This window comes from Saccharicrinis aurantiacus (genome assembly GCF_947489045.1).
GTDB classification, from domain to species: Bacteria; Bacteroidota; Bacteroidia; order Bacteroidales; family Marinilabiliaceae; genus Saccharicrinis; species Saccharicrinis aurantiacus.
In genome coordinates, this window is the sequence record NZ_CANLCN010000001.1 from 422528 (window position 1) to 438350 (window position 15823).

Below are 15823 nucleotides of genomic sequence, written 5' to 3' on the forward strand. Positions count from 1 at the left end.
GAAAAACAAAAATATAATGAAGAATTTATTATTACTTATTACGATTGTATTATTAGCTGTTTCCTGTACTACGAGTACAAAATCAAACGAAAAGCTATTTGAAAAAGAAGTCGACCAATTATTAGCGAAAATGACGCTTGACGAGAAGGTGGCTCAAATGAGAATATTTCATGCCAATAAAGGTATCGAACTTGATGAGAACGACAATTTAGTGTTGTCCGATTACGTTAAAGAAAGATTGAAATTAGGCGCGGCAGGTATTAAAAACCCAGGCGAGCATTATTCTCCTGAGCGATCGGCTAAGCTAAATAACCTTTTGCAGAAATATATTATAGAAAATAACCGTTTAGGCATTCCATCTATGTTTATTACCGAGTCGTACAATGGTGTTGATGCCGAAGGAACTACTCGATTCGAAAGACCAATATCATTGGCTTCTACATGGAATAAAGATATGGTTTATCAAGTGTATAATGTAATGGGGCAGGAAGCTAGAATGCGCGGATTACACATGACGCACTCTCCAGTGGCAGATATTGCTCGTGATCCTCGTTTTGGTAGAATGGGCGAAGGATTTGGTGAGGATACTCACTTGGTTTCTGAAATGATGGTGAGTGCAGTAAAAGGGCTACAAGGTAATTTTACGGGATTAAGCAGTACACATATTGGTGCCGTTACAAAACATTTTGCAGGATATGCTCAAGTTCAAGGAGGAAAGAATTTTGCTTCAATGGAAATTTCGCCAAGAACATTAATTGATGAAATTTTCCCTCCATTCAAGGCTGCGATACAACGAGCCAATACTCTAGGTATTATGGCTTCGCATGCCGATATTAATGGCGTAGCATCTCATGCCAACAAATGGTTGTTAACTGATATTTTGAGAGATCAATGGGGTTTTGAAGGATATACGGTTTCTGATGCAAACGATATAGGTCGTTTACATTATTTTATGAAAGTAGCAGAAACTCCCGAAGCGGCTGCCGAAATAGGATTAAAAGCAGGTATGGATGTTGATTTATATGCCGATGATGCTTATGCTTTGTTACCAAAAATGGTAGAATCAAATCCGGAGTTAGAAAAATATATCGATCGTTCAGTGAAGCGAGTATTACGTACTAAGTTTATTCTTGGTTTATTCGATAATCCTTATGCTGATGTGGCAAAGGCTAAAAATGAAACAAGAAATGCCGAGGCTACTCAGTTGGCGCATGATGCCGATCTAGAGTCTATCATATTACTTAAGAATGAGAAAAGTACACTGCCATTAAAGCAAAATGCGAAGGCCAAGATTGCTTTGGTTGGTCCGGTTTTGTCCCCTGCTTCCATCGAAGCATTCAAAAAAGTAGCGGGTTCAGATTATAGTTTTGTTGCCGAAAAAGGTTATGCATTAACCAACGGAGTTAAAGGAGCACCTACATTAACATCTGAAAAGGATTGTAAAAAAGGTATTTCTAAAATTACTAGAGTGGCACGCAATGCTGATGTAATTGTTTTATTTGCGGGGGGTGATGAATTTACCTCAAAAGAAGCATTTTTTAATAATGCCATTGGAGACCGCGATTGTATTGATCCTGTGAGTCATCAGGATGAATTATTATTGGAATTAAAGAAATTAAACAAACCTATTATTGTGGTTCTTAAGCACCGCAGAACATTAGCCATTAATGCCATAAGCGAAAATGCCAATGCTATTTTAGATTGTTGGGAATTAAGTGAATTTGGCGACGAGGCGCTTGCAAAAACAATATTTGGTTATTCAGTCCCTTCTGCTAAACTACCTGTAACTGTGCCACGTAACATTGGTCAGCTGCCATTTCATTATAGCCAGAAAGAAATCAATTACAAAAAGTCGTATTTGTTTTCAGATATTACGCCTTTATATCCATTTGGTTTTGGCTTGAGTTATACCACTTTTGAGTATTTAAACCTTCAATTATCAGATAACAAACTGACCGATCATTCTACAATTAAAGCTTCTATTGAGATTACAAACAAAGGCACAGTTAAGGCAAAAGAAGTTGTGCAATTGTATCTTAAGGATTTAATTGGTTCGGTGGTTCGTCCTGTTCAAGAATTAAAAGGCTTCCAAAAAATTGAGTTAAATCCTGGTGAAACAAAGAAAGTAACCTTCGAAATTTCAATTGATGATGTTGCCTTTACAGGAGCAGATATGGAATTTAAAGCTGAAAAAGGTGATTTTGAACTACGCATTGGTAGTTCGTGCGCAAGCTACGAAAGTGCAAGTTTTTATTACGAATAAATATTTTACAGGGTATTGCTATAGTCGTCAGCCACAGCTGATTTTGGCATTGCCCTTTAATTATTAACGATATCTTACAAAGCATGAATAAAACTAATAATTATGAAAAGAATTAGAGTGCATTTTTTTCTTATACTCATGTGCTTAAGTACTATTTGCGTAAAGCAAATAAAGGCTCAAACCGGAAGTAAAGAAAAGCCGAACATAATATTTATCCTTACCGACGATCAGCGTTGGAATGCTCTAGGCTATGCCGGTAATAAAGAAATTCAAACGCCAGAAATGGACAAATTGGCTCAGGAAGGAGCATTTTTTTCCAAAGCAATAGCAACAACGCCTATCTGTTCAGCTAGTCGTTCCAGTTTATTTACTGGTGTTCATGAGCGTACACATCGTTACACCTTCCAAAGTGGTGAAATCCGCAGCGAATTAATGGAAGAAGCTTATCCGCGTTTATTAAAAGAGTCGGGATATTATACTGGTTTCTATGGTAAATTTGGTGTTAAGTTTACAGGCAAAGAGGAAATGTTCGACGAGATCGAAGATTATGATAGAGAAAACAGGTATAAAGATTACCGTGGGTATTATTACAAAACTTTAGGTAAAGATACGGTTCATTTAACTAGATATACCGGACAAAAGGCACTTGATTTTATTGATAATGCACCTAAGGATAAACCATTTTGTTTGTCTTTAAGTTTTAGTGCGCCACACGCTCATGATGGGGCTCCATTGCAATATTTTTGGCAAGAAGAACCGGGTAAATTATATAATGATATAGATCTTCCTAAGGCAGCTTTGTCAGAAGATAAGTACTTTGATGCTTTACCACAGCCAGTTAAAGATGGTTTTAATCGTTTACGATGGGGATGGCGTTATGATACTCCTGAGAAATACCAGCATAGCGTGAAGGGCTATTACCGAATGATTTATGGTGTTGATTTGGAGATTACCAAAATTAGAGAAAAGTTAAAAGAAAATGGGCAAGACGAAAACACGGTAATTATTTTATTAGGAGATAATGGTCAGTTTTTAGGAGAACGCCAAATAGCCGGAAAATGGCTTATGTACGATAACTCGGTTCGTGTTCCATTAATTGTTTTTGATCCGCGTGCCGATAAGCATCTCGATATTGATGATATGGCCTTAAATATTGATATTCCATCAACGATACTTGATTTGGCTGATGTAGAGATTCCTAGTCAGTATCAAGGAGAAAGTTTGGTTTCTATCGTATCAGGACAAGAAGAATCAATTGGTCGCGATACAATTTTAATAGAGCACCTTTGGGAGTTTGATAACATACCTCCGAGTGAAGGTGTGCGAACAGCTGAATGGAAATATTTTAGATATATAAACGATAAGTCTTCAGAAGAATTATATCATCTAACAAAGGATCCGCACGAGATTAAAAATCTTGCTGGTAAAGCAAAGTATAAGAAAAAATTAGCAGAGTTTCGTGCTAAGAATGATGAGTTGGCAAAGCGTTATGCCGATCCATTTGCCAAAGCAGCAACTAATTTAACGGTTGAATATATTCGCGATCCGAGTAGTATCAAAGTAATAGATAGTAAGCCCGAGTTCGCGTGGTTTATTCCTGCTAGCGCAAAGTATCAAAAGGGTTACCAAATATTGGTTTCTTCATCTAAATCTTTGATTGATCAGAATATTGGAGATATGTGGAATTCTGGTAACGTTAGAAGTTCGCAATCGAGTAATGTAGAGTATGCTGGAAAGCCGTTACAAGAAAATACATCTTATTTCTGGAAGCTTAGATATTTTGATGGCGATAATAGAGTTGCTGAGTATTCTAATTTTCAAAAGTTTACTACGGGCAAATGGGGCGATAAAATTACAACGCATAATGCCTTTCAAATAGAAAACATTAAGCCCTTCAATTTCACAAAAAACGAAGATGGATCTTACTTTGTAGATTTCGGCAAAGCGGCTTTTGCTACAATAAACTTAAATTATAGTGTGCAGCAGCCCGAAATGCTTACCATTAGAGTTGGCGAAAAATTAGAAGGAGGTAAAATTGATAGAAATCCGGGTGCTGAAATTCGTTACGAAGAAGTACAGCTAAAAGTAGTGCCAGGAAAAACTACATATCAATTACCATTAGTGGCCGATGAGAGAAATACAAATCACTTGGCAGTTGCATTACCTGATTCGTTTCCGGTATTGTTACCTTTTAGATATGCCGAAATTGTAGGAGCTAAAAATCTTACTGCCGAGAATATTGAACAGGAAGCGTATTTCTATTTTTTTAATGATAAAAATAGTGACTTTAGTTCATCAAACTCCATTTTAAATCAGGTTTGGGATTTGTGTAAATATTCTCAAAAAGCAACTTCGTTTGCAGGTTATTATGTTGATGGAGATCGTGAAAGAATTCCTTACGAGGCCGATGCTTATTTAAATCAGTTAAGTCATTATTGTGTTGATAATGAATATTCCATCGCGCGCAAAACAATAGAATACTTTTTTGTAAGCAAACCTACGTGGCCAACAGAATGGCAATTGCATGTTGCCATGTTGATGTATCAAGATTACATGTACACGGGCAACACTGAACTTATTGAGAAATATTATGAGCGTTTAAAAGTAAAGACCTTGATGTCTTTAGAGGTTGAAGATGGTTTTATCAGTACTAAATCGCCCAATCATAATGTTGAATTAATTAAAAAACTAGGTTTTAAAGATACCACACGTGTTTTAAAAGATATTGTAGATTGGCCACCAGCAGCTAAAAACTTTGGTGGAAAAGGACCAATACCAGGGGAAAGAGATAATTATGTGATGAAACCAATAAACACCGTAGTAAACGGTTTTTACTATCATAATATGATTATAATGGAACAATTTGCAAATCTATTAAATAAACCTTCAGAAGCACTCGATTTTGCTTATAGAGCAGCAAGGGTGAAGAAATCGATAAATGAGCAATTGTTTAATGAGAAACAAGGTTATTATGTTGATGGAATTGGCACGGAGCATGCTTCATTACACGCTAATATGATTCTACTGGCATTTGATGTTGTTCCAGAATCGAGAAAAGCAAGTGTTGTAAAGCACGTTAAAAGTAGAGGTATGGCCTGTAGTGTATATGGTGCGCAATATTTACTAGAGGCTTTATATAAAGCTGGTGAGGATCAATACGCATTAGATTTAATGACAGCTACCGATGATAGAAGTTGGTATAATATGATTCAAGTAGGATCTACAATTACTTTAGAGGCTTGGGATATTAAATATAAAAGTAATACTGATTGGAACCATGCTTGGGGTGCCGCTCCTGCAAATATAATTCCTCGCGAGATGTGGGGCATAAAACCGCTAAAAGCGGGTTGTTCTGCCGTAACTATTGCACCGCAAATGGGAAATCTTAAAAAATCATCTATTACTGTTCCAACCATTAAAGGTTTAATAAATTGTACTTACGCTAAAAGAGGTGCGCGCGTTAAAGAATATACAGTAGAACTCCCAGGTAATATGGTAGGAGCATTTCAACTAAAAGTTGCACCAGAAGACGAGGTGAGTATAAATAATGAGTTTGTAAATGTTCAACATGGTTCTATTCAACTGAACCCTGGTGTAAACATTATAAGCATAAAAGTAAGTTCATTTTAGTATGAATTTGGTTTAGTATAAGCATTGGAATTAAATAATAATTCCCTAAACAAAGTACTCTATGCAAACGATAAATTGCCACCACCATATTTATCTAGCATAGAGTATTTTTTTGTCCTTTTGTATCTTATAATTTGAGCTCTTTTAAAATATGTAATACAACAAATAGTAATTGGATAGTAAGATAAAAGCCCCTTAGTTCTGTCAAACAGAAGAGCTAAGGGGCTTGTTATTTCGAGTATATCTAAAGATTCTGTACAAATTCTTTAGGTGTAATGCTATGTATCTTTTTAAAGCATTTAGAGAAGTAAGAATGGCTGTTAAACCCAGTCATAAACGCAACTTCATCAATAGTATGTTCTCTTTTAGACAATAGCTCACTAGCCTTTCTGATGCGAACCATCATAATATAGTCGGAGTTGGTCATATTAGTCATTTGCTTCATTTTTCGGTGTAGCTGACTTCTCGAAATACCAATCTTCTCAGCAAGTAGCTCAACCGAGAATTGCTCATTAGTTATGTTCTCTTCAATAATAGTATTTACTTTCTTTAAAAAGTAGTTATCTACTTCGCCCACTTCGATGGGCTTATGTGCTATAAAATTCTTTACATAGCTTTTTTGTAATCTAATTCTTTGAAGCAGTAGATTTTTTACTTGGCTAAATAGTAATTTCTCATCAAAAGGTTTAGAAAGATAGGCATCAGCACCGTGTTCAAGACCTAAGGATGTGTTTTCGTTAGATGATAGTGCTGTTAATAATATAACAGGGATATGACTTGTTTCGATTTGTGATTTTATGGTTTTACATAACTCAAAACCATCCATTATGGGCATCATCACATCAGATATTACTATGTCTATTTCTTTTGAGTTTAACACAGCAAGACCTTCAGAACCATCAGTAGCAGTTTCTATGGTATAATACGTCTCTAACAATTCGCTAATATATGCTCTTAATTCATTATTATCTTCAACTATTAATATGTTTATTTTTTTATTAGTTGCAGTAGGGGTAGATGTTGTAATATCTTCAGCTTTTGGTGTCCACGATTTTAAATTATCGATCACATTATGGCTATTGTAATACACTTTTTGGGCCTTTTGTTTCATAGGAAGAACAATGGTGAATTTACTTCCTTTACCAGGTGTACTTTGCACTATGATTTGCCCATTATGCATAAGTGTGTATTCCTTACAAAGACTTAAGCCGATACCCGTAGAGTTTTTTGTATTAGATTTCTTTCCTTGTTGGTAGCGATCAAAAATTTTCGACATATCTTCACTGTCAATACCTTTACCACTGTCAGTAATGCTTATTTGAACACGGTCAGGTGCTTCACAATTACCATAACTCAATTGATTTTGGAATATAGTTGTGCTTGATATTTCATGAGCTTTTGAAATGTGTATTTCTAAGGTGCCATTTTCTGGTAAATATTTAAATGCATTAGATAAAATGTTGTAAATAACCTTATCAAGTTTAGCCACATCTCCTTCAATTAGAATACTATCATCCGTATTTGTATAGTTAAGGTTAATGTTTTTTTCTTTAATCTCTTCTTGGAAATCAAGAGAACATTCCTTTAAAAGTTTTACAATATCAATTTCAATTAAATCAATTTTAGCTTGTCCTTTTTCCACTTTTCTGATATCCATTATTTGGTTAATCAGTTGGAGTAATCTATTGGTATTTCTATTAACTGTTTCTAGTTGTTGTATTTGGTCGGGGTTTAAATTGGGTTCTTTTAATAGTTTTCGGATAGGAAGTGTTATCAGTGTAAGTGGTGTTCTAAATTCGTGCGAGATATTTGTGAAAAAACGCAGTTTCATTTCATTTAATTCATCATGATTTTCGCGTGTTATCTTTTCTAAACTGAGTTCTCTTTGAAATTTGGACTTACTTATGGATATACGGATAAAGAACCCAACAGTGAACATAAATAAAACAAAGTATAGAAGAATAGCTAAGTTTGTTTTGTACCAATACTGCTCTATTATAAATGGAATTTGGGTCACCCTAGGATTCCATACCGCATCATTGTTACTTGAAACAATCTCGAAGGTGTATTCTCCTGCAGGTATGTTAACAAAATTAGCTGTATTTACTGAGCTTGCTTCTGTCCACTCATTAACGTAGTTTACCAACCTGTATTTAAATTTATTTTTCTTTGGTAGTAAATAATTATCAGCAGTAAAGTGAACAGATAACGAGTTTTTTCCGGGGCTTAATGACATGCCTTCGTATTGATAACTATCTATTTGGTTTGGGTTTATGACTTTGGTATTATTTACTTTTATTTCGCTAATCAGAATTTTTGGAGGGCGTGTGTTTGTGTTTATTTGTTTGTCATTAAAAGTATTAAAGCCATTAGTGCCTCCAAAATATAGTATTCCATCTCTATCTTTGTATATGGCGTTTGGATTAAACATATTACTTTGTAAGCCATCATTTGCTTGAAATAATCGCGGTTTATTGCTTTTAACTGCAACAATTCCATTATTTGTAGTAACCCAAATATCCTTGTTATTTGATTCTATAATTCCATAGACATCTTTATTAAGTAACAAACCATCTGCGTGATAAGAATAGATACTATCATGTTGAGGGTCATATATATTTATTCCATCAGAATTAGTACCAGTGTATATTTTTCCATCAGACAATTCGTTAACATAATTAAATTCATTTACCTTGGTTCTATACTTTCCCGTAGAGGTAGTTGTAAAAGAACTAATTCTGCCAAGGGGTAAGTGTATTTTATATAAGCCACCAAATGTACATACCCATAGGTTATCTCTTGAATCAATAAATAAAGAACGAATAGATTGATGTTCAATAATTGAGAATGGAGGAGTATCTCTCTTAAAGCTTATTTGTTTTGTTTTAAAGCTATAATAGTTGAGACCACTTCTTGTTGTTCCAATCCACATTCCAGAATCACATGGACATAAAGATAGTGCTCCTCGGCCAGATATGTTTAAACCCTCTTTACTACTTCGTTTGTAGTTAATAAAATCTTTTTGATACTTGCTCTTGTAAAAGAGCCCGTTAAAAGCACAACCTACCCACACTCCATCATATTTATCAATGGCAATTGATTTAACATTAACATTATCTAGGTTTTTATTATTTAATAGTTTTATTGGTTTAAATGTACCCTTATTTTTATCAAATAAATTTAAGCCTCCCTTTTCGGTACCAACATATATATTACCATGAGACGATTCTGTAAAAGAGCTTATAATATTATTGCTTAAACTACTTGGAGTATCTTGATGCTTATAATAAGTAAAGTTATTATCTGACTGATGTATATACGCTACACCTCCTGACCAGGTTCCAATCCAGATACCACCTTGATTATCTTCAAATATCTCATATATTGAGTTGTGTATCAAGGGTATTGATTTTTCGGTATTTAATTTTGTAACCTGCTTATTGTGGATCATATATAGTCCATCATATGTGCCAATCCATGTTCTATTTTTACTATCCTTTAAAACTTTTCTAACGGTACTATTTAATATTTCTGTAGGTATATTACCTGTACTTATATCCTTGAGATTTAGGTCCTCATCAATAGAATATCTAACATATCCTTTCGGAAAGTGAGCCACCCATAAGGTATGCTCATCTTCAAAAATTGTATTTACTTTCGTATGTAATGTTCTCTTCTTAAAATTGATCGTGTTATTTTTTGTATCTACCAAATAAATCTTACCGTCGTTTGCACCAATCCATATATTTTGATTACTGTCTTGGTGCATATAAGTTGGTTTATTTTTGGGGCCTAGATTAATTCTGGTAAATATTTGTGTGTTAGGGTTTAAGTATCCAAAGTGCATGTTGTCAATTACCCAAATTTTATCTTGACTATCTATAATAATGTTTTGTACTACGTTCTGAGCTATTGCACCGTTCTCGTAGGTATAGTCTACTTTCTCGAAATTTTGTGTTGTTCGGTTAAATTTAGCTATTCCATTATTTGTAGCAACCCAAATATTGTTGTCTTTGTCGCAGGTCACATTATTTATGGTATTACTGGGAAGACTATTTTCGTAGCTTGGATTATATACAAATTGTTGGGCATCTTTTGAATTGTATCTGATAACGCCGTTATAAGAAGCCATCCATATAAAACCAAATTTATCTTGAGTGATTGAATTAATCGATTTACTACTATAGCCTCCTTCAGGTGAAATTTGTCTTATTACAATATTGTTGGTAGAAATATTAGAACTTAGAATTACCCAAAGAAATCCTAATATTATAGGTAGTTGATTTTTTTTCATAGAGCGATAATTTAAAGTTCAAATATAACTTTTAGGAGATTAAAAATATCCATCATATAAATTTTAAATGTGTTAATGTGTAATTTTTTAGGATGATATTCACTTTCTAAGTATGATTATTTTTATACAGTAGTTATTATGCTTACAGAACTCTAAAAAAATAACTTAAAGAATTTGGATTAGAGTTATAGTTTAAAATTAAACAGTTGCTAACTATATACCATATATTATGAATAAACTGTTAAAAAATATCGTCAAGTGTTACTAAAATTAAAATTTAAAATTACTATAATGTATGCGCAATAGCTAAAGGTTTCATGATTCTAATGTTGCATCAGTTGCAACATGATTTATAATTGCAACTAATTTTCTAGTAATGAGACAATACTGTTCAGATGTGAAATGTCGCGCACCTATATTCGTATCGTGTTAAACTATAAATGAAAGGTGCCCATGACGTAAAACAAATTCAGACTGTGTTAATATAGCTTAATATGATTGAGGAATATTAACACTTTAAAACTTGATTGTAGAATTTTTAAGTCAAGAAGAATTATGAACAAAAAATTAATTTATGAAAAACTTGAAACAAATTTCCTTATTTAGAAGACTTTGGAAAATGTTACTCTCCTTTAAAATATGTTTTCTAATTGCATTACTACCAACTGCTAGCTTACAAGCAGCTGGTAATATTGAATCATCCGATATACTTCAAGACAACTCTAGAAATATATCAGGTAATGTAACCGATGATAATGGTGAGCCAATTCCTGGTGTTGCTATAATGATTAAAGGGACAACCCGAGGAACAATTACTGATTTTGATGGTAATTTTAATTTAGCAATTAATGATGGTGATGCCACTTTACTTATATCTTTTATAGGCTATTTAACTCAGGAAGTGAGTATAGGAGCTACATCTACATATAAGGTTGCCTTAAAAGAAGCAACAGTTGGTGTTGAAGAAGTTTTGGTTGTAGCATATGGTGCACAAAAGAAAGAGAGTGTTGTGGGTGCAATCTCGCAAGTAAAAGGCGAAGCTTTAGCACAAACTGGTCAAACAACAGTTACAAATGCTTTAGCGGGTCAAATACCTGGACTAGTAAGTGTTCAGCAATCGGGTGTTCCGGGTGGTGCAGAATCAAAGATATACATACGTGGTATGTCTAGTTTTGGCGGAGACAATACGCCACTAGTACTTATTGATGGGGTAGAACGTAGTATGGATAATATAGATCCAAATGAGGTGCAAAGTATCTCGGTGCTTAAAGATGCTTCTGCAACAGCTGTTTTTGGTGTTAAAGGTGCCAATGGTGTTATCTTGGTTACAACAAAACGTGGTCAGTTAGGGCGTATGGAAATCTCTGTACAAGCAGAAGCTACCTTAGTTAAACCCTCCTTAAAAAGAGATCTTGAAGACTCATATAATACATGGGTTGGTTTAAATAAAGTTTACCGCAACCGACAAGAGTGGGGTAAGGTTCTTGGCGATGATATCTTAGCACATTACAAGAATCAAGATTTGCCTTACATTTATCCAGATGTTGATCCTGCTGAATATATGGTTGATGACTTTGCTTTAGATTCAAGGGTTAATATTTCTGCTCGTGGTGGAACAAAAACAGTTAAGTACTTTGTTTCTTTAGGAGCAGTTTCTGAAAATGGTGTATTTAAAGAAGGAGCTACTCAGAATCAGTATGATCCAGGATATAGCTACGATAGGTATAATTTTAGAAGTAACTTCGATTTCAAAATTACAAATACCACTGAAGTGTCTATTTCGGCAGGTGGTTTTATTGGTTCTACAAATAAGCCAGGTGCTACGTATCAATATTTACCAAATTATGTATTATATAATGCACCATACGATTCACCTATGGTTTATCCCGCAGAATTTGTTGCACAATACCCTGATGCTAATTGGCCATACGAAGGTGATCGTGTTGGTGGTAGTTTAATACAACCAGGTGAGCAAACACCTTACTTTATTAATAATCATAGTGGTGTAAATGCTACTACTAAGCATAGGTTAAATACTGATTTTACTCTAAAACAAGATTTAGGTTTTATCACACAAGGCTTATCTGCTGATGCATTAATATCTTATAATAATGAGGCTCAGTATGCTAATGGTACTATGAAGGATGCAGCGGATTATTTTATATTTAATAGAATTGGTGAGGATGATTACGAGTGGATTAGATATATAAATAAAACACAAGATCAAGAAACTATTGTACGTCCTGCTTATAATAATGGTACTAGAAATGGAGGTACTGTTGGAAATGGTATGCCACGTAAGAATTATATGTATCAAATTAAAATGGACTACCGCAGGACCTTTGCTAATGCTCATAATGTAACGGCTTTAGCCCTCTTTAAAAGACGTCAAAGTCAAACAAGAGCATCTTTCCCTCATTATGAAGAGGATTGGGTAGGTAGAGCAACTTATGATTACAGGAATAAGTATATGGTTGAATTTAATGCTGGTTATACAGGTTCAGAACAATTTGCTCCAGAAAATAGATTTGGTTTTTTTCCGGCTTTCGCTTTGGGGTGGAATGTAGCCAACGAATCTTTTATGCAGCAAGCTGCACCGTGGATGAATCAGTTTAAAATTCGATATTCGTATGGTGAAAGTGGAAATGATAATACCGGGTCTAATTGGTTGTATTTATCTGAATATACAGAAGATAAAAATGCTAATACTGGTGATATGACAAGTTCAGGGAGTGTAAACACCATACAAGAAGGTAAAGTTCCTAACCTTTATGCCCAATGGGAACGCTCAATAAAACATAACCTTGGTTTCGAATTTGGTTTCTTAAAAGATATGTTCACTTTAGGTGTAGATTTATTCGCCGAAGAGCGTGATGGTATCTTAATGGGTAGAAGAGCTGTTGGTTCATGGTTTGGTCAAGAAATTCAACCACTTAATATTGGAGCAACAAAAGTACATGGCTACGAAATAGAATTAGGCTGGAAAAAAACTTACAATGAGGTTAATGTATGGGCTAAGGGTAATTTTAACTTTAATGAGAATAGAATTACCGAACGAGATGACCCAATACTTACACCTGATTATCAGAAGTTAGCAGGAATGCCTATTGATCAAACGCGTTCGTCATATAATATTGGTTACTACCAGAATATGGACGATATGATAAATTATAAGTTAGCAAATAACAATTTGCAGACTATAGGTACTGATATGATTCTTGATTTTAATGGAGATGGCGTTATAAATTCAAATGACGCTGTACCTCACGGTTATACAAGTAGACCAAATTATACTTTTGGTTTATCATCAGGAATGTCTTACAAAAACTTTGATTGTAACTTTCTTATTCAAGGTAACTCTCATGTATCTCGTACTTTTGGCGCTTGGGGTACTCCAATAGCTAATATTGATAAGCAAGGTATATTGTTTAATGGTAGAGCAGAAAAAGTTTGGACGCCCGAACAAAGAGACGCTGAATATGGAGCATGGGGTGCATGGAATATGGGACAGAAAGCAAGAATACATGCGTATTATGTGCGTTTAAAATCCATTCAGTTTGGGTACAATGTAAAAGGAGATTTTGTTAATAAAATAGGCTTATCATCATTAAGGTTCTATTTGCAAGGAAACAATCTACTTACCTATGCTCCTGAAGTAACAGTAGGTGACCCAGAAGCTGAGCCAAATGCTGATAATAGTAATTACCCAGTTCCAAAGCGATTTACTTTAGGTTTAAAAGTGAATTTCTAATCATTCTAAAATAGAATAATATGAAGAATAATATAATATTTTACTTGGTACTTCTATTTGTAGTTTGTACTGGGTGTGAAGATTATCTAGATAAAACACCTGATGCAACTGCTTTTAGTGAAGAAGAGGTGTTTAGTAGCTATGAAAAAAGTCAGCAGTTTATTGATCAATTACTTATTAAAGATCATTGGGATGTTGATCCGTGGACTGATTTGGCCTGGTCTAAGATGAAACAAAATGGCTTGCCCTTGCAATTAAATGGTTCTAGAGATAGAATTTCGGATGATTGTATGTCTGGACAATTCTCTGCAGGTGAAAAAATGTGGAAAATTAGAAGAGGGGAGTTCTTGGTTACAGAAAAAGACCAAGACTTTAGGTGGCAGCCAAATAATTTCCGACGTTTTAATGTTAAATGGAGAGCTATAAGGGTTGCTTTAATGTCAATTAATAATATTGATAGAATGGTAGATGGAACTGAGCAAGGTAGGGCTCGTATTCTAGGCTTAGCTTATTTTATGAAAGCGCACTTCTATTTCCAAATTGTTCAAAATTGGGGAGGAATGCCATGGCTTGATGAACCGCTTGATCCTAGCGAGGATATGGATTTACCGCGTGAGGATTATGCTACTTCAATGATTAAGATTGCCGAAACTTTTGATATGGCAGCTCAATATTGTCCTGACATTGTTGCTTCTTCTGATTGGGGGCGTCCATCAAAAATGGCAGCATTGGCCTACAAGGCAAAAGCATTAATATTTGCAGCAAGTCCTTTTGCAAATCCATCAAATGATAAAAAACTATGGGAAGATGCTGCAGTTGCAGCTGGTGAGGCTATTGCATACGCTCAAGGTAGTGGTTATTATAGATTAGTACCATTAGATAAATGGCGTTCTTTATATCATGGTTGTGGTGAAGAAACTTTTCAAGAGGTATTGTACGGTATCTTGCATAAAAATAAGCAGTGGAAAAAAGGTCAACCACATTGGACCTATTCTGGTATTAAATCGCAACCATTTGGATCAGGAAGTAAGGCAGAATCAGTAACAGAAGATTTAGTTCAATGTTTTACATGGAGTAATGGTGATGAAATTGACCCAACAACAGATGAGTATAAAAAACATCCTTACTTTGGTGATGGAGTAAACCATACAGGCCGTGATCCTAGATTCGATTTAAGTATTGTATATAATGGACAAGAAAACCCAATGACACTTCGTCAAAGACGAAACGTTGAAATATGGAATGAGTCATATCAATCTAATGATGTAGCAGGAGAACTACTTTTAACTGAGCAAGGAACACCTTCAAATGGATATACCATTACAGGTTACTATAATTGGAAACTTAAAGCAGATGCTAATTATAAAAATAATGCACGTTCAGATCAAATGTTTAATTATATCCGTTTGGCTGATGTTTATTTATATTATGCAGAAGCAGCTAACCGTGCTTGGGGACCAACAGGTGCACCTGTAGGAATTTCAGGGTTTTCGAAATCAGCAGTAGAGGTGTTAAATGAGTTAAGAGCAAGAGCTAATATGCCAGCATTTGATGGTTCAACACCATCATTAACTATAGGTTCTATTGATGATTTTGAAAAGAAAATTAGAAACGAGAGTAGAGTAGAAACTGCTTTTGAAGCCAAGAGATTTTACAACCTACGTAGATGGCGATTAATGACTGATCCTAAAATACAAGAGCAGCATGCCATGCATATTAAAAAAGTAGGAGAGGATGATTTTGAATATACAGTTGTGAAATTAGATGAGCTACGTCAATTAAATTGGCAAGAGCAACACTATTTATTTCCTGTTCCAAATTCGAATATCTTCTTAGGTCCTAATTTTAAGCAGAATCCAGGATGGTAATTAAATGGAATCTTTTG

At 34.6% G+C, this 15823-nt stretch carries 5 protein-coding genes; 4 read left to right on the plus strand and 1 reads right to left on the minus strand.

Features of this window, described 5'->3' with window-relative positions:
• The first annotated feature begins 16 nt into the window (after positions 1-16).
• Both QMO11_RS01685 and QMO11_RS01690 read left to right on the plus strand, forming a co-directional pair.
• A complete protein-coding gene (locus QMO11_RS01685) occupies positions 17-2263 on the plus strand; it encodes a glycoside hydrolase family 3 N-terminal domain-containing protein (protein WP_282035731.1) in 2247 nt (748 codons plus the stop codon).
• A 102-nt stretch (positions 2264-2365) separates the two neighbouring features.
• On the plus strand, positions 2366-5893 hold the full coding sequence (locus tag QMO11_RS01690; RefSeq protein WP_282035732.1) for an alpha-L-rhamnosidase-related protein: 3528 nt from the start codon (positions 2366-2368) through the stop codon (positions 5891-5893).
• Positions 5894-6137: 244 nt separating this feature from the next.
• Here QMO11_RS01690 and QMO11_RS01695 read toward each other — a convergent pair whose 3' ends face one another.
• On the minus strand, positions 6138-10187 hold the full coding sequence (locus QMO11_RS01695; RefSeq protein WP_282035733.1) for a hybrid sensor histidine kinase/response regulator transcription factor: 4050 nt from the start codon (positions 10185-10187) through the stop codon (positions 6138-6140).
• 574 nt (positions 10188-10761) lie between these two features.
• On the opposite strand from QMO11_RS01695, the gene QMO11_RS01700 reads away from it, so the two are divergent.
• Positions 10762-13938, plus strand: a complete 3177-nt coding sequence (locus QMO11_RS01700) for a SusC/RagA family TonB-linked outer membrane protein (RefSeq protein ID WP_282035734.1) — start codon at positions 10762-10764, stop codon at positions 13936-13938.
• Between the two features lie 20 nt (positions 13939-13958).
• Positions 13959-15806 carry a RagB/SusD family nutrient uptake outer membrane protein gene (locus QMO11_RS01705; protein WP_282035735.1) on the plus strand — a complete coding sequence of 616 codons (1848 nt, stop codon included), beginning with the start codon at positions 13959-13961 and terminating at the stop codon, positions 15804-15806.
• Positions 15807-15823 lie beyond the last annotated feature (17 nt).